General features: G+C 65.4%; 20 protein-coding genes. 12 read left to right on the forward strand and 8 right to left on the reverse strand.

Annotated elements, in window-relative coordinates:
- Positions 1–12 precede the first annotated feature (12 nt).
- The 3 genes from J2R80_RS38045 to J2R80_RS38055 form a co-directional block, all read right to left on the reverse strand.
- Positions 13–1038, reverse strand: a complete 1026-nt coding sequence (locus tag J2R80_RS38045) for an ABC transporter substrate-binding protein (RefSeq protein WP_244558777.1) — start codon at positions 1036–1038, stop codon at positions 13–15.
- A gap of 23 nt (positions 1039–1061) precedes the next feature.
- On the reverse strand, positions 1062–2804 hold the full coding sequence (locus J2R80_RS38050) for an iron ABC transporter permease (protein ID WP_057017578.1): 1743 nt from the start codon (positions 2802–2804) through the stop codon (positions 1062–1064).
- Between the two features lie 611 nt (positions 2805–3415).
- Positions 3416–3778 carry a darcynin family protein gene (locus J2R80_RS38055; RefSeq protein ID WP_016846500.1) on the reverse strand — a complete coding sequence of 121 codons (363 nt, stop codon included), beginning with the start codon at positions 3776–3778 and terminating at the stop codon, positions 3416–3418.
- Positions 3779–3918: 140 nt separating this feature from the next.
- On the opposite strand from J2R80_RS38055, the gene J2R80_RS38060 reads away from it, so the two are divergent.
- From J2R80_RS38060 to soxA, 9 genes are all read left to right on the forward strand, one after another.
- Positions 3919–4545, forward strand: a complete 627-nt coding sequence (locus J2R80_RS38060; protein WP_253640381.1) for a TetR family transcriptional regulator — start codon at positions 3919–3921, stop codon at positions 4543–4545.
- Positions 4546–4574: 29 nt separating this feature from the next.
- The gene (locus J2R80_RS38065) at positions 4575–5972 is read left to right on the forward strand and encodes an MFS transporter (RefSeq protein WP_253640382.1); all 1398 of its coding nucleotides are present in this window, start codon (positions 4575–4577) and stop codon (positions 5970–5972) included.
- 153 nt (positions 5973–6125) lie between these two features.
- Entirely contained in the window at positions 6126–6575 is a 450-nt protein-coding gene (locus J2R80_RS38070; RefSeq protein ID WP_016846497.1) for a (2Fe-2S)-binding protein, read from the forward strand.
- A 10-nt stretch (positions 6576–6585) separates the two neighbouring features.
- The gene (locus J2R80_RS38075; protein ID WP_253640383.1) at positions 6586–8772 is read left to right on the forward strand and encodes a xanthine dehydrogenase family protein molybdopterin-binding subunit; all 2187 of its coding nucleotides are present in this window, start codon (positions 6586–6588) and stop codon (positions 8770–8772) included.
- A gap of 58 nt (positions 8773–8830) precedes the next feature.
- Entirely contained in the window at positions 8831–10102 is a 1272-nt protein-coding gene (locus J2R80_RS38080; protein WP_253587485.1) for an NAD(P)/FAD-dependent oxidoreductase, read from the forward strand.
- Between the two features lie 13 nt (positions 10103–10115).
- Entirely contained in the window at positions 10116–10544 is a 429-nt protein-coding gene (gene soxX / locus J2R80_RS38085) for a sulfur oxidation c-type cytochrome SoxX (protein WP_168857914.1), read from the forward strand.
- Positions 10545–10557: 13 nt separating this feature from the next.
- Positions 10558–11022, forward strand: coding sequence for a SoxY-related AACIE arm protein (locus J2R80_RS38090; RefSeq protein ID WP_076827069.1), 465 nt, complete (start codon positions 10558–10560; stop codon positions 11020–11022).
- The gene (gene soxZ / locus J2R80_RS38095) at positions 11022–11342 is read left to right on the forward strand and encodes a thiosulfate oxidation carrier complex protein SoxZ (RefSeq protein WP_076827071.1); all 321 of its coding nucleotides are present in this window, start codon (positions 11022–11024) and stop codon (positions 11340–11342) included. Before J2R80_RS38090 ends, soxZ begins: the two co-directional genes overlap by 1 nt.
- Positions 11339–12112, forward strand: coding sequence for a sulfur oxidation c-type cytochrome SoxA (gene soxA / locus J2R80_RS38100; protein WP_253640384.1), 774 nt, complete (start codon positions 11339–11341; stop codon positions 12110–12112). The genes soxZ and soxA overlap by 4 nt, the downstream gene beginning before the upstream one ends.
- A 123-nt stretch (positions 12113–12235) precedes the next feature.
- On the opposite strand, the gene J2R80_RS38105 is transcribed toward soxA, so the two are convergent.
- Positions 12236–13009 carry a ferredoxin--NADP reductase gene (locus J2R80_RS38105; RefSeq protein WP_253640385.1) on the reverse strand — a complete coding sequence of 258 codons (774 nt, stop codon included), beginning with the start codon at positions 13007–13009 and terminating at the stop codon, positions 12236–12238.
- Positions 13010–13155: 146 nt separating this feature from the next.
- Between J2R80_RS38105 and J2R80_RS38110 the strand changes: the two genes are divergently transcribed.
- From J2R80_RS38110 to J2R80_RS38120, 3 genes are all read left to right on the forward strand, one after another.
- Positions 13156–14352, forward strand: coding sequence for an amidohydrolase family protein (locus J2R80_RS38110; RefSeq protein WP_253640386.1), 1197 nt, complete (start codon positions 13156–13158; stop codon positions 14350–14352).
- A gap of 381 nt (positions 14353–14733) precedes the next feature.
- Positions 14734–16134, forward strand: a complete 1401-nt coding sequence (locus tag J2R80_RS38115) for a selenium-binding protein SBP56-related protein (protein ID WP_076827078.1) — start codon at positions 14734–14736, stop codon at positions 16132–16134.
- A gap of 102 nt (positions 16135–16236) precedes the next feature.
- Entirely contained in the window at positions 16237–16905 is a 669-nt protein-coding gene (locus tag J2R80_RS38120; RefSeq protein WP_057017554.1) for a hypothetical protein, read from the forward strand.
- 191 nt (positions 16906–17096) lie between these two features.
- Here the strand turns inward: J2R80_RS38120 and J2R80_RS38125 are convergent, their stop codons facing one another.
- Genes J2R80_RS38125 through J2R80_RS38140 form a run of 4 tightly spaced genes read right to left on the reverse strand, consistent with a single transcriptional unit; the run spans position 17097 to position 20945 of the window.
- Positions 17097–17552: a MarR family winged helix-turn-helix transcriptional regulator gene (locus J2R80_RS38125; protein ID WP_057017555.1), complete on the reverse strand. Its 456-nt coding sequence runs from the start codon at positions 17550–17552 to the stop codon at positions 17097–17099.
- Positions 17553–17566: 14 nt separating this feature from the next.
- Entirely contained in the window at positions 17567–18271 is a 705-nt protein-coding gene (locus J2R80_RS38130; protein ID WP_253640387.1) for an ABC transporter ATP-binding protein, read from the reverse strand.
- Entirely contained in the window at positions 18268–19059 is a 792-nt protein-coding gene (locus J2R80_RS38135; RefSeq protein WP_253640388.1) for an ABC transporter ATP-binding protein, read from the reverse strand. Before J2R80_RS38135 ends, J2R80_RS38130 begins: the two co-directional genes overlap by 4 nt.
- On the reverse strand, positions 19056–20945 hold the full coding sequence (locus J2R80_RS38140; protein ID WP_253640389.1) for an ABC transporter permease: 1890 nt from the start codon (positions 20943–20945) through the stop codon (positions 19056–19058). Before J2R80_RS38140 ends, J2R80_RS38135 begins: the two co-directional genes overlap by 4 nt.
- Positions 20946–21121 lie beyond the last annotated feature (176 nt).

Genomic DNA, 21121 nt, shown 5'->3' on the forward strand with positions numbered 1-21121 from the left:
TGCACCATCAGCCTATTGCCGGTAGCCAAACGTCTTGTCCCAGTCCGCGACCCACGCCGCGTGCAGCTTCACATACTCGTCGAACTTCGGATACCAGAGCTTGACCACCTTTGGATCGAACCCCTCCGGATATGCCGGCGGCGCCTTCAGGGATGTGAGATTGCCAAGCTCCTTGATCATGAAGGTCTGTCCTTCCTTGGACAGACACCAGTTCAGGAACAGCTTTGCTGCATTGGGATGGGCCGCCGTCTTCGGAATGCCGGTCGCGTAGGGATTGACCGGAGCGCCTTCGGGCGGAAAGAAGATCTCGATCGGCGCGCCGTCCTTCTTCTTTTGGTAGATCACGTTGTAGAGCAGCGGCGCGATCGCGATCTCGCCGCGCACCAGCGCATCGGCCGTCGGCGCGCCGGAGGGATACAGCACCGGATGGGTCGCGGCCTGCTTTGCCCAATAGTCCTCGCCGAGCGCCTGGCGCTCGAACATGATCCGCGTCCAGGTGGTGCCGCCGGACTGCGCGAACACCTGCCCGATCAATTTGTCATACTGCGGCTTGGTCAGGTCCATCCAGGATTTCGGCGGGTCCTTCACCAGCTCGGTGTTGTAGGCGATCGACCAGGCGATCGTCGCGCGCGGCCAGTATTTCGGCGAGATCAGCGCGTGCGGATCGTAATCGGCCGCGTTCGGCGGCGCGTAATCCTGGAACAGGTCTTCCAGCGGCTGCATCAGCGCGCGGTCGGAATGGTCGACGACGTCGGCGATCAGCTTGCCGGCCGCGGCCTCAGTCTTCACGCGGGTGATCAGCTGGCCGCCGGGCGCCCGGACCATCTCGACCTTGATCTCGGGAAAGCGCTTATTGAAGGCCTTGATGACCTGCTGCTCGATCTCGGCGAAGTTCGCGGTGTAGTAGACGAGCTTGCCTTCGGACTTGGCCGCCGCGATCAACTCCGCCGAGCCGAACTCCTGCGCCTGTGCCGCAGGCGCCAATGCAAGCGTCGCCACGCTTGCCAAGGCCAGTGTGGTGAAGGTTCGTCTATCCATCGCAATCCTCCCCTTATTCGTTGTTATCCGGTCCGCGCCACGTTGCCCTGCGCCGATCCGCGCGACAGCCAGTTGGCGCCGCCGATCAGGACACCGAGCAGCACGGTCTGCACCAGGCTGAAGGCCGCGGTCTTGCCGATATTGCCGCCCTCATAATAGTCGAGCAGCAGCACCGACATCACCATGGTGTTGCTGGTGTAGAGGAACAGCGACGAGCCGAGCTCGCGGATCGCCAGCACGAACAGCAGCGTCATCGACGCCAGCACCCCCGGCCGCGCCAGCGGCAACACGATCGTCCTGATGGTGCCGAGCATGCCCTTGCCGCAGACCCAGGCCGCCTCCTCGAGCTCGCGGTGGATCTGCAGGAACGAGGTCGACAGCGCCTTCACGGTGTCCGGCATGAAGCGCGCAATGAAGGCCAGCGCGAGAATCCAGATCGTGCCGTAGAGCCCGCCCGGCACGCCGATCCAGGCCCAGAGATAGGCGACGCCGACCACCAGCCCGGGGATCGCGACCGGCAGGGTCGAGATCAGGTCGATGGCGCCGCGTCCGCTGACGCGGGTGCGATGGATGGTGTAGCCGATCGCAAAGGCGAGCCCGCCGCCGACAACAGCCGTGATGACGCCGACCTCGACCGCATTGTAGATCGAGCGCATCGTCAACGGATTGTCGAAGATGCTCTCGAAATGCGTCAGCGAATATTGCCGCATGTCGAACAGGCTCGCGACGTCGCGGATGAACATGAACTTGCGGAACGCCGCGACGATCAGCGCCAGCGACGGCAGCACCACGACGATGAGGAGGTAGACGATCCCGATCGCGAAGGTGAGCCAGCGCCATGGGCCGAGATCGAGGCTGCGCGGCCGGAACGCCTTGCCCGCGACCGTGGTATAGCTGCGTCCGCTCAGCAATTTCTGCTGCAGATAGACCAGGAGCCCCGTGACCACCATCAGGATGATCGCGACCGCAGCCGCGGTGTTGTAGAGCGGCGGCGACCAGTTGGTGAGCTTGAAGATGTAAGTGGTGAGCACGTTCAGGTTGGTCGGCGCGCCGAGCACGGCGGGGATGCCGTAGATGCCGAGCATCACGATGAAGGACAGCAGCATGCCCGAGACGATCGCCGGCATGATCAGCGGGAACGTCACCGTGAACAGGGTCGCGACCGGGCTCGCGCCGGAGATCTCCGCGGCCTCCTCCAGGCTCGGGTCCATGTTGCGCAGCGCCGACGAGGTGAACATGTAGACATATGGCGCGTAGTAGATGCCGAACACGAACACCAGGCCCCACATCGAATAGAGATCGACGCGCAGGTCGGAGCCCATCCACTTGAACATCGTGTTGATCAAGCCGGTCTTCGGCGAACCGAGAATCGCCCAGGCCACCCCCGCGACCAGCGGCGGCGCGAACAGCGGCAGGATGCTCGCCGCGGCGATGAAGCCCTTGAACGGCGTGTTGGTGCGCACCACGATCCAGGAGAACAACAGCCCGATCGCGACCGCGATCACCGTGCCGCCGCCGCAGGCAATCAGCGTGTTGAGCAGCGCTTCGGCGACGTTCGGATTGGCCAGCACGGCGAGGAAATTGGCGATCGACAAATGGCTCAGGCTGAGACGGATGCCGTCGACCACCGGATTGGTGTCGGTGAGCGCGCCGAGCAGCAGCATGAAGACGGGATAGATGACCAGGAAGGTCAGGATCGCCAGCAATGCCGCGACCCAGAGGCCGGTGAACGCGCGGCGGCGAGTCCCCTCGCTGGCGCTTCGCATGGCTTCGCTGCGCCGGTCGGCCTGTCCGTGCAATGCGCGTTCCCTCTTGCGGCCCGATCTGACGCCGGGCCTGCTTGTATACCAAGGGTAGTCGATCGCGACTGTGACGCAAGCTATCCGAAAGTCGCTTCGGCGCGATTCTGTGACGCACCGCGGGAACACGAAATCGATTGATCGCGTTCGCACGCTGCTCCACCGCCGTCGTCCCGGCGACGGCCGGGACCCATACTCCGCGGCGGATGTCTTGAACGGGACTCGTCGTTCCAGCACGCCCAACAAGCAGCATCGGTGGCTATGGGTCCCGGCCTGCGCCGGGACGACGATGCGGGTGGGGCGGAATTCGAGATGTCAAAACAGCCACTCGGTGTCATCACCCGCGAAAGCGAAAGCGGGTGATCCATCACTGACACCTCACTCCAAGGCATGGACGGCCTCCCGAATCGGACCAATCCAGCCAATGTTGATGTGTCAGCTATGTCTCCGAACACCCGTCAGTGATCTGTCCGGGCTGAACATCGAGCCGGGCGATGACAGATGTGGATGGGACGCAGTTGCGTCGCCACAGGCTGCCGGGACGCCGGCCCGGAACGATCCGGGCCGGCGTCGGCATCCTAGGCAAGGTAATTGCCTTCGAGCGCCGGCATGATGTCGAGCACTTCGAAATAGTGGTCCCAGAACCTCGTCTCGCGCAGGTGGTCGCAGAACCACGCCCAGGCCGAGAGGTCATCGGTCTCGCAGATCATGACGTCGGTCGCCCTGGTCGAGAAGGCCTCTGGCTCGAACCAGCGCACCTTCAGCTCCGGGCGACGCCGGAGCAAGGGAATGACCTCCTCGTGCAGGAAGGCGAGACGCTGCTCGGTCTTCAGATCGAGCCAGTGCCGCGTGGTCTTGACCATGACGAAGATATGAAACCTGTGCGGATCGTCCTCGTGCTCGGGAAGCACGGGAGACGAGGTCGTTTGCAGTGTCACCATTGATCGGTTCTCCTTTCACGGCCATAATGTGAGTAATTGCTCATATTCCACAACTCGCGTTTTGGGAGATATCCGTCATGCCGCCGAAGCGGCGCATAAAGGCCCGGAAACAGCCGCTTCAACAGCGTTCGCGGGAAACCGTGGCGGTGATTCTGGAAGCGGCGGCTCGCGTTTTGGAAGCGCGCGGGCTCGAGGGCTACAACACCAATGCGGTCGCCGAGCGCGGCGGGATCAGCGTCGGCTCGGTGTACCAGTACTTCCCGAACAAGGACGCGCTGACGCTGGCTTTGATCACGAGGTTCGAGGACGCGCTGCTGGCGAAAGTGCGGGATGCGGTCGCGGCATCCGAGGGCAAGAGCCTGACGGTATCGCTCAGCCTGATCGTTCGGGCCCAGCTCGAGGCGCATGCCGAGCGCGCCGGGCTCAATCGCATTCTGGAGGCCGAGGAGGATCGCCTGCGCCCGGCGTCATTGGGCACGTCAGCGACCGGCGAATTGAAGGAACTGGTCGCCGCCCTGCTGGCGCGGCATCGTCGTGAGATCGCAAGGCCAGTCGACGATGACGCCATCGAGGATCTGATCGTGATCAGCCGCGCCATGGTCGACCACGCGCTTCAAAACGACCTCTCGCAGGCTGCGGCCACCCGGCGGGTACTGCGCGCCATCGAGGGATATCTGGTCCGCGGCCGGACTTTTGACGCTTCCGGCAAGGCCGCTTCGCATATGCATCATGCAATGGCGCGGCTGGGGAACGGGATGCCGGCGTAGTACATGGCGGTCGCGGAGACATTTCAGGCATGCTCGAGAAGACCCCGACCACCGCGGCAACGGCGCCGATCACCGATGGGTTGCCTTGGGAACGCCGCCGCTGGGCGGTGGCCGCGATCTTCACGGCGCTGGCGATGGCCTCGCTCGATACCGCGATCGCCAATATCGCGCTGCCGGCGATCGCGAGCGATCTGCATGTCAGCCCTGCGGAAGTGGTCTGGGTCGTCAACGTCTATCAGATCGCGCTGGTCGCGACGCTGCTGCCGCTCGGCGCGCTCGGCGAGATCGTCGGCCACCAGCGAATCTATCTCGGCGGCCTGCTGCTGTTCACATTGGCGTCACTCGGCTGTGCCCTGGCGTGGTCGCTGCCGAGTCTGCTGGTTGCGCGCACCTTGCAGGGGCTCGGCGCCAGCGGCCTGATGAGCGTCAACACAGCGCTGGTGCGCTTCGTCTATCCGAGCCGGATGCACGGCCGCGGCTTCGGCCACAATGCGCTCGTGGTCGCGACCGCCTTCACGCTGGGGCCGACCATCGCCTCCGGAATCCTCGCGCTCGGCCCATGGCCCTGGCTGTTCGCCGTCAATATTCCGTTCGGCGTCGTCGCGTTGCTGATCGGCATGAAGACGCTGCCGACGACGCCGCGCGCCACCCACGCCTTCGATTTCGCCGGCGCGGCGCTGGCCTGCGCCTGTCTCGGCCTCTTCATCATCGGCATCGGCAGCGCCGCGCACAAGGCCGCGCCGGCGCTTGTCATCGCCGAGCTTGTCGGCGCCGTCCTGTTCGGATGGATCCTGACCCGGCGGCATGCCGACCATCCGGCGCCGATGCTGCCGATCGACCTGTTCCGGCGGCCGATCTTCGCGCTATCCGCCGCGACCGCCGTCTGCTCGTTCGCTGTGCAGGGCCTCGCCTTCGTATCGCTGCCGTTCTACTTCGAGGACATATTGCACCGCTCGCAGGTCGAGACCGGCTTCTTCATGACGCCCTGGCCGCTGGTGGTCGCCTTCATGGCGCCGATCGGCGGCCGGCTGTCGGACCGCTATCCGGCCGGCATCCTCGGCGGCATCGGCATGCTGCTGCTCGGACTTGGCATGGTGCTGCTCGCGACCCTGCCGACCGAGCCCAGCGTCGCCAACATCGTCTGGCGCACGATGATCTGCGGCATCGGCTTCGGTTTCTTCCAGACCCCGAACATGAAGGCGATCATGTCGAGCGCGCCGTCGCATCGCAGCGGCAGCGCCAGCGGCATCGTCGCGACCGCGCGGCTGACCGGGCAGACCACCGGCGCCGCCCTCGCCGCGCTCTGCTTCGCGCTGGCCGACCGCGAGGGCGCCACCGTGGCGCTGGCGCTGGGTGCCGGATTTGCCGCGCTCGGCAGCGTCATGAGCTTCCTGCGTTTGGCCGTCGCTTCACCGCAAAAGTCATGACAGGTATGCGGCGCGCACAGTCCGCGGCCAAACACCACAGCATCAACTTTCTTTCGCGCTGCGAGCGCATTTTCTTGATTTGAACCGTTCCAGTTTCAAGGCCAACATCGCGCTGCAGTCCGGTCGGAGGATCGGACCATTCAGGGGATCGCGATGGCAAACCTCAAAATTAACGGCAAGACAATTACTGTAGACGTCGAGGACGATACGCCACTGTTGTGGGCTATCAGAGAGAACGTCGGACTGACGGGGACCAAATACGGCTGCGGCATCGCCCAATGCGGCGCCTGCACCGTGCATATCGACGGCGTCGCGATGCGCTCCTGCGGCGTCACGGTGAGCGAAGCGGCCGGCAAGGAAATCACCACGATCGAGGGTCTCGCGGCGGGCGGCGTGATGCACAAGGTGCAGCTCGCCTGGATCGCCAGCGACGTGCCGCAATGCGGCTATTGCCAGAGCGGCATGATCATGGCCGTCGCGGCGCTCTTGAAGGACAATCCGAAGCCGACCGACGACGACATCAACGACGCCATCACCAATATCTGCCGCTGCGGCACCTTCCAGCAGGTGCGCGAGGCGATCCATGCTGCCGCGAACGCATAAGGACGCAGCGATGAACCAGCACGTCATGCCAAAACTGAATCGCCGCGCCTTTGTGATCGGCACCGCAACCGCCGGCGCCGGCCTCGCGCTCGGCCTCGACCTGCCGTTCGGCGGCCCCGCCGTGGTGCGCGCGGCCGACGGCGCGCCTGAAGTCAACGCCTGGGTCGTGATCCGGCCCGACGACACCGTGGTGATCCGCATCGCCCGCTCCGAAATGGGCCAGGGCACGCTCACCGGCCTCGCCCAGCTCGTCGCCGAAGAACTGGAATGCGACTGGTCGAAGGTCACGACAGAATATCCGACGCCCGGCCAGAGCGTCGCCCGCAAGCGCGCCTGGGGCGACTTCTCGACCGGTGGCAGCCGCGGCATCCGCACCTCGCAGGATTATGTCCGCAAGGGCGGCGCCACCGCGCGCGTTATGCTGATCCAGGCGGCAGCCAACGAGTGGAAGGTGCCGGCCTCGGAATGCAAGGCCGTCAACAGTGTCATCACCCACACGCCCTCGGGCAAGACGACGACCTACGGCAAGGTCGCGGAAGCCGCGGCCAGGCTCGAGCCGCCGGCCGACGTCAAGCTGAAGGACCCGAAGGACTGGACCATCGCCGGCAAGGGCCTGAAGCGGCTCGACACCGTCGACAAGACCACCGGCAAGATGGTCTACGGCATCGACATCAAGCTGCCGGGCATGCTGAACGCCGCGATCAAGGATTGCCCGGTGTTCGGCGGCAAGGTGAAGAGCTTTGACGAGGCCAAGGTCGCCGGCATGAAAGGCGTCAAGAAGGTGGTGCAGGTCGGCGACAGCGCGGTTGCCGTCGTCGCCGACACCTGGTGGCACGCCAAGACCGCGCTGGATGCGCTACCGATCGTCTGGGACGAAGGCCCCAACGCCAAGGTCTCCAGCGAGACGATCGCGACATGGCTCGCCGAAGGCCTCGACAATGCGCAGCCGGCCTATGTCGGCAACCAGAACGGCGACGCCAAGGCGGCGATCGCCAGCGCTGCCAAGAAGGTCGAGGCGGTCTACAGCTATCCCTACCAGAACCACGCCACGATGGAGCCGATGAACGCCACCGTGCTCTATACGTCTGACAAATGCGAGGTCTGGTGCGGCACGCAGAATGGCGAGGCGGCGTTCGCGGCGGCGCTGGAGGCCTCCGGCCTGCCGGCGGAGAAGGTCGACGTGCACAAGCTGATGCTCGGCGGCGGCTTCGGCCGGCGCGGCATGACCGACTATGTGCGGCAGGCGGTGGCGATCGCCAAGCAGATGCCGGGCACGCCGATCAAGCTGCTGTGGTCGCGCGAAGAGGACATGCAGCACGGCAAGTATCACCCGATCACGCAGTGCAAGCTGACCGGTGCGTTCGATGCCGACAACAACCTGGTCGCGCTGCACTACCGGCTGTCGGGTCAATCCATCCTGTTCTCGGTGCGCCCGGAAGCGCTGCAGAACGGCATGGACCCCGCCGCGTTCCAGGGCGTCGCGCAAGCCGGCGAGGCCGCGATCGGCTATTCGGTGCCTAACCTGCTGGTCGAGCATTCGATGCGCAACCCGCACGTTCCACCGGGCTTCTGGCGCGGCGTCAACGTCAATCACAACGCGATCTACATGGAATGCTTCATGGACGAGCTGGCGCTGGCGGTCGGGCAGGACCCGCTCGAATTCCGCCGCAAGCTGATGGGCAAGCACCCCAAGCATCTCGCCGTGCTCAACGCCGTGGCCGAGAAGATCGGCTGGGGCACGCCGGCGCCGCAGGGCGTCTATCGCGGCATCGCGCAGGTAATGGGCTATGGCAGCTATGTTGCCGGCGCCGCCGAGATCTCGGTGACCGACGGCAGCAAGATCAAGGTGCATCGCATCGTCGCCTCCACCGATCCCGGCTATGTCGTCAACCCGGCGCAAGTCGAGCGGCAGATCGCGGGCTCCTTCGTCTACGGCCTCAGCGCGCTGTTCTACGGCGGCTGCACCGTGAAGGACGGCCGCATCGAGCAGACCAATTTCGACACCTACAACTCGATGCGCATCAACGAGATGCCGAAGGTGGAATCGGTGATGGTGCCGAGCGGCGGATTCTGGGGCGGCGTCGGCGAGCCGACCATCGGCGTTGCGGCGCCGGCGGTGCTCAACGCCTATTTCGCCGCGACGGGAAAGCGCATCCGCAGCTTCCCGCTGCGCAACCAGAACATCAGCTTCGCCTGATCAAACCGGAAGCGGCGGCCCCGACCGGCCGCCGCCTCCTTTTTTCGGATTCTCGTGCATGGCCGTCACGCGTCATCAGACGCGCAGGGATGTGATCCGTGGCGCCGCTGCCGTCGCAGCGGCCGCCTTGGCGCGTCCGGCGTTGGCGCAGGCGGCGCCGCGCATCGCGGTGATCGGCGGCGGCTTCGGCGGCGCGGCCTGCGCGCGGGCGCTGCGGCGGCTCGACACCAAGCTTCAGGTTACGCTGATCGAGCCGAACAGGACTTTCACCGCCTGCCCCTTCAGCAACGAGGTGATTGCAGGTCTGCGCGAGCTTGCCGCGCAGCAATTCACCTATGACAAGGTTGGGGCCGACGGCATCACGATTGCCGCACAGGCGGCGACGAAGGTCGACGCGCAGGCGCGCAGCATCGCGCTCGCTGATGGGACAACGCTGTCCTATGACCGGCTGGTGCTGGCCCCCGGCATCGACATGCGCTTCGACGCCCTCTCCGGCTATGACGAGGCAGCGGCCGAGAAGATGCCGCACGCCTGGAAGGCCGGCGAGCAAACCATGCTGTTGCGCAAGCAGCTTGAAGCCATGGACGATGGCGGCCTCGTCGTGATCGCAGTGCCGGCTGCGCCGCTGCGCTGTCCGCCCGCGCCTTACGAGCGCGCCAGCCTGATCGCGCATTATCTGAAGGCGAACAAGCCGAAGTCGAAGATCCTGGTGCTCGACGCCAAGGACAATTACTCGCAGCAGAAGCTGTTCGAGAAGGCCTGGACGGAGCTCTATCCCGGCATGATCGAACGGATCGCGCTGTCGCAGGGCGGACGGGTGACGTCGGTCGATCCGGCGACCAACGAGATCGTCACCGACTTCGGCAACTACACCGCCGCGGTCGCCAATGTGATCCCGCCGCAAAGGGCCGGCCGCATCGCTGACATCGCCGGCGCCGCCGACCACACCGGCTGGTGCCCGATCGATCCCGTCACATTTGCTTCAAAGCTCGTGCCCAACATCCACGTCATCGGTGATGCCGCGATCGCCGGCGGCATCCCGAAATCCGCCTCCGCGGCGGCAGCGCAAGGCCGCGCCTGCGCGGCCGCGATCGTGAGCGCGCTTGCCGGCAAGGCGCCGGAGACGCCGCGGCTGGATGGTGCCTGCTACAACACGGTCGCGCCGGGCTACGCCTTCTCGCTGAAGGGCATCTATCAGCCGAAGGAAGATCAGTACGCCGAAGCGGAGGTCACCACGAGCCCGGTCGATGCGCCGCGCGAGCTGCGCCAGCGCGAGGCCGATCAGGCGCTCGACTGGTTCAAGAGGATCACGGGAGATGCCTTTGGCTAGGCTCGCCCTCACAATGCTTCTCGCCGCGGGACTGTTCGCGGCCTGCTGGCCCGTCGGCGCCGAGGAGCTGCGGAATTACACCGTCGTGGGCGATGCGATTCCGGCCTCGCTGACGGGAACCAGGGGCGATGTGGCGCGCGGCCGCGCCCTGATCGTCGAGCGTTCCTCCACTTGCATCCTCTGTCACAGCGGCCCATTTCCCGAGCAGGCGTTCCAGGGCGACCTCGCGCCGAACCTTGCCGGAAGCGGCAGCCGCTGGTCGGAAGGACAGTTGCGGCTCCGCCTGGTCGATGCGTCGCATCTCAACGCGGCGACGATCATGCCGTCCTACTATCGGGTCGAAGGGCTCGTGCGGGTCGGTACCTCTTGGCGCGGCAAGCCGATCCTGTCGGCGGAGCAGATCGAGGATCTCGTGGCTTACTTGACGACACTGCGGAACTAGGACCAATCAATCGATGGCGAATTCGGACCACACCACACGCCGGACGTTTCTGAGCCTGACTGGCGGCGCCGCCGCGCTGGTGATCGTGCGCCCCGTGGACGCGACGCCGGCGATGCTGTCCGCCGCGATCCGCAATGTCGTCGGCGAGGCCGATGTGCACACCGGCAAGGTCAAGCTCGACATTCCGCCGCTGGTCGAGAACGGCAACACGGTGCCGATGACGGTCAGCGTCACCAGCCCGATGACGGCGGACGAGTATGTGAAGAGCATCCACGTCTTCAACGAGAAGAACCCGCAGCCGAACATCGGCAATTTCCATCTCGGGCCGCGCGCCGGGCGCGCCCAGGTGTCAACCCGCATCCGCCTCGCTGACAGCCAGAAGGTCACCGCCATCGCGCGGCTGTCCGACGACACGTTCTGGTCTGCAACTGCCGACGTCGTGGTGACGCTCGCTGCCTGCACCGAGGAGGCGATCTGATGCCGTCGGCCCTGATCAATGTCCCGGCCAAGGCCAAGCGCGGCAGCGTCATCGAGATCAAGACGCTGATGTCGCACATCATGGAGACCGGCTACCGCCACACGGCCTCGGGCAGCGTGGTGCCGCGCGACATCATCACGAGCTTCACTTGCCGCTTCAACGGCAAGGAAGTGTTCCGCGCCGATCTTTATCCTGCGATCGCGGCCAATCCGTTCATCACCTTCTTCACCACGGTGACCGAGAGCGGCAAGTTCGAATTCGAATGGATCGGCGACAAAGGGTTTTCGGAGACCGCGCAGGCTTCGATCACGGTCGAATGAGGATTGCGGTCTGCATCGCGCTGCTGACGGCGATGGCGGGCGTCGCGCTCGCGACCGAGATCCCGCGATCCGAACGCCGCTCCGGCTACAGCTTCATGAGCGCCGACAGCAAGGCGATGCAGGACGAGGACACCGCCAATCCCGGCATGCTGTCCGTGCTCGACGGCGAGGCCTTGTGGACGCGCAAGGCCGGTACCGCAAACAAGGCCTGCGCCGACTGCCACAACGACGCCCGCGTCAGCATGAATGGCGTCGCGGCGCACTATCCGGCCTTCGACAAGGCGCTAGGCAAGCCGGTCGACCTCGAGGGACGGATCAACCTCTGCCAGAGCAATCACCAGCAGGCCTCGCCTTTCGCCTATGAAAGCCGCGAGCTGCTGGCGCTGACCGCTTATGTCGCACGGCAATCGCGCGGCATGCCGATTACGGCCGGCGACGATCCGGAGCTCGCGCCGTTCGTCGAACGGGGCCACGCGCTGTTCATGCAACGGCAGGGCCAGCTCAATCTCGGCTGCACCAATTGCCACGATGATAATTGGGACAAGAAGCTCGCGGGCAGCGCGATCACGCAAGGCCAGCCGACCGGCTATCCGCTGTACCGGCTGGAATGGCAGGCGCTCGGATCGTTGCAGCGGCGGCTGCGCGCCTGCATCACCGGTATCCGCGCGCAGGCTTATGATTACGGCTCGCCGGAGCTGGTCGAGCTCGAGCTCTATCTGATGACGCGGGCACGCGGCATGCCGGTCGAGACGCCGGCGGTCAGGCCTTGACTACACAGCTCCATCCGCGTCATTGCGAGGAGCGGAGCGGCGAAGCAATCCATCCCTCCGCGCGCTGGGTAGCAATGGATTGCTTCGCTTCGCTCGCAATGACGGCGAGATGCGTGCCGAGCTTCAGCGCTCGGCGAACGCCTTCTCGACCACGAATTGCGCGGATTCGCCGTGATTGCCTTCGACGAAGCCGCGGCCGTTCAGCAGCGTGCGGGTGTCGGCGACCAGCGCCGGCGAGCCGCAGATCATGACGCGGTCATGCGCGGCATCGAGCGCCGGCAGGCCGATGTCGGTGAACAGCTTGCCCGAGGTGATGAGGTCGGTGATGCGGCCGCGGTTATGGAACGGATCGCGCGTCACGGTCGGGTAGTAGATCAGCTGGTCGCGTACCAATTCGCCGATCAGTTCGTCCTGCGGCAGCTTCTCGGTGATCATCTCGCCATAGGCGAGCTCCTTGACGCGGCGGCAGCCGTGCAGCAGCACGACCTTCTCGAACCGGTCGTAGGTCTCGGGATCCTTGATCACGCTGAGGAACGGCGCGAGGCCGGTGCCGGTGCCGATCAGATAGAGGTTGCGACCATCCTCGAGGTTGTCGATGACCAGCGTGCCGGTCGCCTTGCGGCTGACGATGATCTCGTCGCCTTCCTTGAGGTGCTGGAGGCGTGAGGTCAGCGGGCCGTCCGGAACCTTGATCGAGAAGAACTCCAGCGTGTCCTCGTAATTCGCGCTGGCGACGCTGTAGGCCCGCAGCAGCGGCTTCTCGCCGACCTTGAGCCCGATCATGGTGAACTCGCCGTTGCGGAAGCGGAACGACGGGTTGCGCGTGGTCTTGAAGGAGAACAGCGTGTCGGTCCAGTGGTGAACGCTGAGGACGCTTTCCTGGTTGAAATTGCTCATCGTCAGTTTCCTTGACGCGCGGGCCGGATTGGCGGCAAAATCATTTGTACACGATCGTTCGTACACAAATGAATAATCCAGCTTGATCCGGCCGTCAAGCCACGGGCACAATGGCCGGCGAAGGCGTTGAACCAAAAGGAAAAACCATGGCGCACGCTGCACCCCAGGCGGCCGGTCCGAGCAAGCTGGTGATCCGCAATATCGGGCTGATGCTGTCGGGGGCCCTGGAAAAGCCGATCCTGGATGCCGACACCATCGTCGCCGAGAACGGCAAGATCACTGCGATCGGCCGCCTCAAGGATGTCGACACCGAAGGCGCCACCACCATCGTCGATGCCAATGGCACGACGGTCGCGCCCGGCCTGATCGACAGCCACGTCCACCCCGTCGCCGGCGACTGGACGCCGCGGCAGAACCAGATCAACTGGATCGACAGCTATCTGCATGGCGGCGTCACCACCATGATCTCCGCCGGCGAGGTGCACATGCCCGGGCGTCCGCGCGACGTCGTCGGGTTGAAGGCGATGGCGATCTTCGCACAGCGCGCGTTCTGGACGCTGCGACCGGGCGGCGTGAAGGTGCATGCCGGCGCGCCCGTGATCGAATGCGAGATGGTGGAGGACGACTTCAAGGAGATGGCCGCCGCCGGCGTCAAGCTGCTCGGCGAGGTCGGGCTCGGCGGCGTCAAGGACGGACCGACCGCGCGCAAGATGGTCGGCTGGGCGCGCAAATACGGCATTCAAAGCACGATCCACACCGGCGGCCCGTCGATCCCGGGCTCCGGCCTGATCGACAAGGACGTGGTGCTGGAGGCCGACACCGACGTGGTCGGTCATATCAATGGCGGCCACACCGCCCTGCCCGACGACCAGATCCGCTGCATCTGCGAGGGCTGCAAGCGCGGACTCGAGCTGGTGCATAACGGCAATGAGCGCTCGGCGCTGTTCACGCTGCGCACCGCGCGCGAGATGGGCGATTTGCACCGCGTCATCCTCGGCACCGACGCGCCGGCCGGCTCCGGCGTGCAGCCGCTCGGCATCTTGCGGATGGTCTCGCTGTTGTCCTCGCTCGGCGAGCTCCCGGCCGAGCTGGCGTTCTGTCTGGCGACCGGCAACACCGCGCGGATGCGCGAGCTCGATTGCGGCCTGATCGAGGTCGGCCGCTCGGCCGATTTCGTGCTGATGGACAAGGCACAGCATTCGCCGGGCAAGAACATCCTGGAGAGCGTTCAGCTCGGCGATCTCCCGGGCATCGGCATGACCATCATCGACGGCATCGTCCGCACCCAGCGCAGCCGCAACACGCCGCCCGCGGGCAAGGTGCCGGAGGTGGTGGCGAAGTGACGTGCACCAAGGCCGTTGCGCGGAGGTGACGGGGTGAACAGCGGTGCAACGTATCCGTTGCCGTCCCGGCCGTCGCCAGGACGGCGCCGAGCGTTTGGTGCCACTCGTCAGTCATACATTCACTTGCTCTCAGGCTGATCGTGCTGGATCGCTTGCTCAACCCCTTGAGCGGGCTGCCAGATCGCGCGCCCGGCGGCGCGCGGCTTTGCCGCGCCGCCTGCGTAACCGAACCTTGTTTTCACCTGTCACCATTGCGGTGTATCCTGCGCAAGCGAACCTTAGCCGGCGGCACTCGCAAGAGGCATTTTCGATCCGGATAGTTCTTGCTGCTGCGTGCCGCCATGCCGTGTTGATCTACACCAGGCAATCAGGAGGCAGCCGATGACGATGAGGCCAGATCCTACGTTCCATGCCTCGCCGAAGCTCGCGATGGAAGCGCCGGCCGAGAGCTTTGCCTACACCGTGCTGCTCAGTCCGGATTTCTCGAAGCCGGACGCACTCGCGGTGATCGACGTCAAGCCCGGCTCCCCAACCTACAGCAAGATCGTCCATACGGTGACGATGCCCAACAAGGGCGACGAGTTCCACCATTTCGGCTGGAACGCCTGCTCGTCGGCGCTGTCCCCGCTGGCCGGACACGCCTTCCTCGAGCGTCGCTATCTCATCATCCCCGGCATGCGATCCTCCCGGATCTATATCGTCGACACCAAGCCGGATCCGACGCAAGCGAAGATCCACAAGATCATCGAGCCCGAGGAGATCTTCAAGAAGACCGGCTACTCGCGACCGCACACCATCCACTGCGGGCCGGAAGGCATCTATGTCAGCACGCTCGGCGGGAGCGGCAAGGACGGCACCGACGGGCCGCCCGGCATCTTCATCATGGACTGCGAGACATTCGAGGTCCTCGGCCGGTGGGAGATCGATCGTGGGCCGCAGACCAAGCATTATGACTTCTGGTGGAATCTGCCGCGCGACTACATGGTGAGCAGCGAGTGGGCCTTGCCGCCGCAGTTCGAGAACGGCATCGTGCCGGAAGACCTGCTGTCGAACAAATACGGCCATCGGCTGCATTTCTGGGACCTGCGCGCCCGACGCAATGTCCAGACCATCGACCTCGGCGCCAATCATCAGATGGCGCTGGAGGTGCGTCCGGCGCACGATCCGGTTCGCGAACACGGCTTCGTTGGCGTCGTCGTCGATACCACGAACCTCGAGGGTTCGATCTGGACCTGGTGGCGCGAGGGCGGCAAGTTTCACATCGAGAAGACGGTGACGATCCCGCCCGAGCCTGCATCGAAGGACCAACTGCCGCCGCTGTTGCAGGGTTTCGGCGCCGTACCTCCGCTGGTGACCGATATCGACTTGTCGATGGATGACAAGTTTCTCTATGTCGCCTGCTGGGGCACCGGCGAGATGCGCCAATACGACGTCAGCGATCCGCGCAAGCCGAAGCTCGCCGGATCGGTCCGCATCGGCGGCATCGTTCATCGCGCGCCTCACCCGAACGGACAGGCCTTTGCCGGCGGGCCGCAGATGGTCGAGATCAGCCGCGACGGCAAGCGGGTGTACTGGACCAATTCGCTCTACTCGACCTGGGACGACCAGTTCTATCCGCAAGGCATTCCCGGCGCCGAGGTGATGGCGAATGCAAGCCCGGGCGGAGGGCTCGAACTGGCGAAGGACTACTGGGTCAGCTTCCCCGACGGCTACCGGGCGCACCAGATCCGGCTCGATGGCGGTGACTGCTCCACCGACTCGTTCTGCTATCCGTCGGTCTAGAGCGTTTTCGAGCGAAGTGGGTACCGGTTCGCGTGAAGAAAACGCGTCAAAACAAGAATCCAGAGCCCGTTCCGATTCGATCGGAACGGAAAGGGCCCTGACGTGAGCCCGGCCGACTGGACTCCGGCCTGGCTGTGGCTGGCGGTCATTGCGAGCGGCCTCTACCACGGAATCAACCCGGGCATGGGCTGGCCGCTTGCGGTTGCCGCAGGGTTGATGCAGAAAAGTTCGCGTGCGCTGGTGACCGCGCTTGGCCCGCTCGCGATCGGTCATTTGCTGGCGATGCTGCTGGTGATCCTTCCGTTCGCGCTCTTGATCACCCTCGTCGAATGGCAGCGCACGATCCGGATCGGCGCGAGCCTGCTCGTCATCCTGTTCGGCGTCTATCGGCTGATCGACCGACGCCATCCGCGCGCCCTGGCGCGGATACCGCCGACGCAACTCGCTTTGTGGTCGTTCGCCGTGGCGATCGCGCATGGCGCGGCGCTGATGCTGGTGCCGATCTATCTGGGGCTGTGCCGCGAGGCTGAAGCGGACCAAGGCCATGCGGCCGCCAACAGCCTGATCGATACCAGCCTCACGATGGCCGTACTGGTCTCGATCGTCCATGCCGGCGCGATGATCGCCGCCGGCGGATGCCTGGCGTGGCTGGTCTACCGCTACCTTGGCCTCAAATTCGTATCCCGGAGCTGGTTCAATCTGGACACGGTTTGGGCGCTCAGCCTGGTGCTGGTGGGTGTCGTTGCGCTGGTGCTTGGTCTTGCAACGTAGTCCGGACGCGGCACCCTGCCCGTAGGTAAGACGCTGGAGATCGCACGAAGCAGTAGCGGCGACCCGTCACCCTGAGGTGCACGCGCAAGCGTGCCTCGAAGGTTGAACGGCCCACGGCAGAAGTCGGGGCCGTCGACCCTTCGAGACGCCACGCTGCGCGCGGCTCCTCAGGGTGACGGGGATAGATAATGTCACCGCAGCCTGCCGAGCAGCGCGATCAGCGTCTCGCGCTCCTTGGCGTCCAGCGGCGCCAGCGTTTCCCTGGAGATCACCAGCGCATTGGGTGCGGCCTTGTCGGCCATCTGCTGGCCGGCGCGCGTCAGACTCACCAGCAGGCGGCGGCCGTCGTCGGGATCCGGCGAGGTCTCGGTCAGGCCGCGCGCGGTCAGGCGATCGATCACGCCCTTGATGGTCGCAACGTCCATCGAGGTCAGCCGCCCGAGCTGGTTCTGCGAGCAGGCGCCGACCTCCGACAGCTTCGACAGCGCTGCCCACTGCGTCGGCGTCAGATTGATGCCGATCTCGCGGGCGAAGATCACGGCGTGGCGCTGCGACACCTGGCGCAGGATGAAGCCGATCTGCTCGTCCAGCACATATCCCGGCTTCGTCGCCTTCCCGTTTCGCTTCGGTGCCGCACTCCTCGCCATTGTCCACTCCGCCCTTACAGCGACAGATGCGCGTCCCGGATATCCGGACGCGCATCGAGCTCCGCCATGGTGCCGCCGAAACAGATCCGGCCGCGCTCGATGATATAGGCGCGATCCGAGATCAGCCGGGCGAAATGCAAATTCTGCTCGGAGACGACGATGCTAACGCCCTCTTTCTTCATCGCCAGGATCGCATCGACCATCTGCTCGACGATTTTCGGCGACAGCCCCTCCGAGGGCTCATCGAGCAGCACCAGCGACGGATTGCCCATCAGCGTGCGCGCGATCGTCAGCATCTGCTGCTCGCCGCCGCTCATGCGCCCGCCGGGCCGGCCGCGCATCTCGCCGAGGTTCGGGAACAGCTTGAACAGTTTTTCGCGATCCCATTGCGGCGCGCCTGCCCGCCTCGGCTGGCGGCCGACCTCGAGATTCTCCTCGACCGTCAGATCCGTGAAGATGCGCCGCTCCTCCGGGACATAGCCGAGCCCGCCCCGCACGATCGCATGCGTCGGCAAATCGGAGACGTCCCGGCCCTCGAACATCACGCGGCCGGAGCGGTTCGCGACCAGGCCGACGATGGAGCGGAACGTGGTCGATTTGCCGGCGCCGTTGCGCCCGAGCAAGGCGACCACCTCGCCCTCGCCGACCTCGAGTGCGATGTCGAACAGGATATGCGCCGGGCCGTAGAAGCTGTTGAGATCCTTTACCGTCAGCTTCATGCCGATGCTCCCTCGCGGTGCCGCGCATCGTAGACGAGGCCCTCGCCGAGATAGATCGCCCGCACCTGGGCATTGCCGCGCACCTCTTCGGGCGAGCCTTCGGCGATCAGGAGGCCGCGGTTCAGCACCAGGATGCGGTCGGCATGCTCGAACACCACGTCCATGTCGTGCTCGGTGAACAGCACGCCGATCGACTGCTCGCGCGCGATCCGAGCCGTCAGCCGCATCAGCTCGACGCGCTCGCGCGGCGCCATGCCGGCGGTCGGCTCGTCCATCAGGAGCAGCTTCGGCTGGTTGGCGAGCGCGATCGCAAGCTCGAGCCGCTTGACGTCGCCATAGGCGAGCTCGCCGCAGGGCCGCTCCGCATAGGCACCCATGCCGACCAGATCGAGCAGCCGCCCGGCCTCGTCGCGGGCGTGGCGGGCGGTGGAGGCCCACAGGTTGAACAATTGCCCGCTATGCGAGACCAGCGCGACCTGCACGTTTTCGCGTACCGTCATGGTGGGGAATGTCGCCGCGATCTGGAAGGTGCGGCCGACGCCCATGCGCCAGATCACGCGCGGCTTCTTGCCCGTGGTCTCCGCGCCCAGCACGCGAATGCGGCCGCTGTCGGGAATATTCTGGCCGTTGAGCATGTCGAAGCAGGTGCTCTTGCCCGCGCCGTTCGGCCCGATCAGCGCCAAAATCTCGCCGGCACGCAGTTCGAAGGAGACGCCGCGCACGGCATGCACGCCGCCATAGGATTTGGTCAGCCCCTCGACCGACAGCAATGTGGGAACCATGCTCATTCGGCGCTCTCGATGCGGGAGGTCAGCAAGGGCGATACCGACGACGAGGATTTGCGCCGGCGATGCATGAAGGCTTCCAGCGTGCCGACGATGCCCTTCGGGAACGCGACCACGATCAGCACCACGAACGCGCCGAGCACGAGTTTTGACCAATCGGTCTGGCTGACCAGCCAGATGTTGAGCGCCTTGTAGACGATGGCGCCGACCACCGCGCCCGACACCGTCTCGACACCGCCGAGCAGCACCATGACCAGCGCATCGACCGACAGCGAGATGCCCATATTGTCGGGGAACACGCTGCCCTTGAGATAGGCGAACAGCGCGCCGGCAAGGCCGGCGACCGTGCCCGCAATGACGAAGGCGGTCCACTGGATGCGCTTGCCGTCGATGCCGATGGCTTCGCTGCGCAGCGGCGAATCGCGCGTCGCGCGCAGCGCGAAGCCGAACGGCGAGAACACGATGATGCGGAGGATCACCACCGCGAGCGCGGCGATGCCGAGCGACAGCCAGTAGAAATGCGACGGGCTCGCCGCCCAGCTCGCAGGCCAGACCCCGAGGATGCCGTTGTCGCCGCCGGTGACCGACACCCACTGGAACGCGATCGACCAGACGATCTGGGCAAAGGCCAGGGTCAGCATCGCGAAATAGACCCCGGCGAGCTGCACCGCGAAGAAGCCGAATACGGCGGCGCCGAGGAGCCCGAGCAGCGGCCCGAGCAGCAGGCAGGCAATCATCGGCAGGCCGGCCATCTTGGCGAGCAGCGCCACGCCATAGGCGCCGAGGCCGAAATAGGCGGCGTGGCCGAACGAGGCGAGCCCGCCGACCGACATCAGGAAGTGCAGGCTGACCGCGAAGATCACGAAGATCGCGATCTCCGAGCCGACCGTGAGCAAATAATTGCCGGCGACGAACGGCAGCGCGGCGGCGAGGACCAGCACGGCAATCGCGGCGAACCGCTCGTTCATCGTCAGCGGACGCCACGGATTGACGGTCAGCCCCGGCGTGCGCCGTGCCAGTGCCTCCGGCTTGCCGAACAGCCCCCACGGCCGGACGATCAGCACCACCGCCATCACCAGGAACACCAGGATGATGGAGATCTTCGGGAAGATCAGGATGCCGAAGGCGTTGAGCTCCGAGACCAGCACCGCCGCGACGAAGGCGCCGATGATGCTGCCGAGGCCGCCGATCACGACCACGACGAAGACCTCGACGATGACGCGCAGATCCATCGCGTGATTGACCGCATCGCGCGGAATCTGCAGCGCGCCGCCGAGCGCGGCGAGGAAGACGCCGAGCGCGAACACGCTGGTGAACAGCCATTTCTGATTGACGCCGAGCGCGGCCACCATGTCGCGGTCCTGCGTCGCCGCGCGCACCAGCACACCCCAGCGGGTGCGCTGGAACAACAGCCAGAGCACGCCGAGCACGACCGGCCCGAGCACGATCAGGAACAGATCATAGGTTGGAATATTCTGGCCGAAGAAATCGAGCGCGCCCTTGAAGCCGGGCGCGCGGCGGCCGACCAGATCGTCCGGGCCCCAGATCAGCACCACGAGATCCTCGACCATCAGCGTCAGGCCGAAGGTCGCGAGCAACTGGAACAGCTCCGGCGAATGGTAGATCCGGCGCAGCAGCACCATCTCGACCAGCACGCCGATCGCAGCAACCGCCAGCGCGGCAACGACGATGCCGCCCCAGAAGCCGAGCGCACCGGAAAAGCGCTCGGTCAGGGTAAAGGCGACATAGGCGCCGAGCATGTAGAACGCGCCATGCGCGAAGTTCACGATCCGCGTCACGCCGAAGATGATCGACAGACCCGAAGCGACCAGGAACAGCGACGCCGCGCTGGCAAGACCGGTCAGGAACTGGACGACGTAGAAAGCCATGGGCGGTCCGCGTTGGAGTTTCCGTTCACCTCGCCCCGCCTGCGGGGAGAGGCCGAAACTCAAGCGCCAGCTTGAGTTTCGGGTGAGGGGGACTCTCCGCGCACTCGTTCGCGGAGATAGCCCCTCACCCCACCCCTCTCCCCGTAAGAACGGGGAGAGGGAGAAGTTCAAGTCTC

Origin of the sequence: Bradyrhizobium sp. USDA 4541, assembly GCF_024171085.1 — a bacterium.
GTDB lineage: Bacteria > Pseudomonadota > Alphaproteobacteria > Rhizobiales > Xanthobacteraceae > Bradyrhizobium > Bradyrhizobium australafricanum.

Bases quoted from the DNA above. Each gene is read 5' to 3' on its own strand.
- soxA (WP_253640384.1), top strand. From the start codon at position 11,339: ATGAGGATTGCGGTCTGCATCGCGCTGCTGACGGCGATGGCGGGCGTC.
- soxX (WP_168857914.1), top strand. From the start codon at position 10,116: ATGCTTCTCGCCGCGGGACTGTTCGCGGCCTGCTGGCCCGTCGGCGCC.
- J2R80_RS38050 (WP_057017578.1), bottom strand. From the start codon at position 2,804: ATGCGAAGCGCCAGCGAGGGGACTCGCCGCCGCGCGTTCACCGGCCTC.
- J2R80_RS38055 (WP_016846500.1), bottom strand. From the start codon at position 3,778: ATGGTGACACTGCAAACGACCTCGTCTCCCGTGCTTCCCGAGCACGAG.
- J2R80_RS38045 (WP_244558777.1), bottom strand. From the start codon at position 1,038: ATGGATAGACGAACCTTCACCACACTGGCCTTGGCAAGCGTGGCGACG.
- J2R80_RS38135 (WP_253640388.1), bottom strand. From the start codon at position 19,059: ATGAGCATGGTTCCCACATTGCTGTCGGTCGAGGGGCTGACCAAATCC.
- soxZ (WP_076827071.1), top strand. From the start codon at position 11,022: ATGCCGTCGGCCCTGATCAATGTCCCGGCCAAGGCCAAGCGCGGCAGC.
- J2R80_RS38075 (WP_253640383.1), top strand. From the start codon at position 6,586: ATGAACCAGCACGTCATGCCAAAACTGAATCGCCGCGCCTTTGTGATC.
- J2R80_RS38125 (WP_057017555.1), bottom strand. From the start codon at position 17,552: ATGGCGAGGAGTGCGGCACCGAAGCGAAACGGGAAGGCGACGAAGCCG.
- J2R80_RS38140 (WP_253640389.1), bottom strand. From the start codon at position 20,945: ATGGCTTTCTACGTCGTCCAGTTCCTGACCGGTCTTGCCAGCGCGGCG.
- J2R80_RS38115 (WP_076827078.1), top strand. From the start codon at position 14,734: ATGACGATGAGGCCAGATCCTACGTTCCATGCCTCGCCGAAGCTCGCG.
- J2R80_RS38080 (WP_253587485.1), top strand. From the start codon at position 8,831: ATGGCCGTCACGCGTCATCAGACGCGCAGGGATGTGATCCGTGGCGCC.
- J2R80_RS38070 (WP_016846497.1), top strand. From the start codon at position 6,126: ATGGCAAACCTCAAAATTAACGGCAAGACAATTACTGTAGACGTCGAG.
- J2R80_RS38065 (WP_253640382.1), top strand. From the start codon at position 4,575: ATGCTCGAGAAGACCCCGACCACCGCGGCAACGGCGCCGATCACCGAT.
- J2R80_RS38105 (WP_253640385.1), bottom strand. From the start codon at position 13,009: ATGAGCAATTTCAACCAGGAAAGCGTCCTCAGCGTTCACCACTGGACC.
- J2R80_RS38110 (WP_253640386.1), top strand. From the start codon at position 13,156: ATGGCGCACGCTGCACCCCAGGCGGCCGGTCCGAGCAAGCTGGTGATC.
- J2R80_RS38090 (WP_076827069.1), top strand. From the start codon at position 10,558: ATGGCGAATTCGGACCACACCACACGCCGGACGTTTCTGAGCCTGACT.
- J2R80_RS38130 (WP_253640387.1), bottom strand. From the start codon at position 18,271: ATGAAGCTGACGGTAAAGGATCTCAACAGCTTCTACGGCCCGGCGCAT.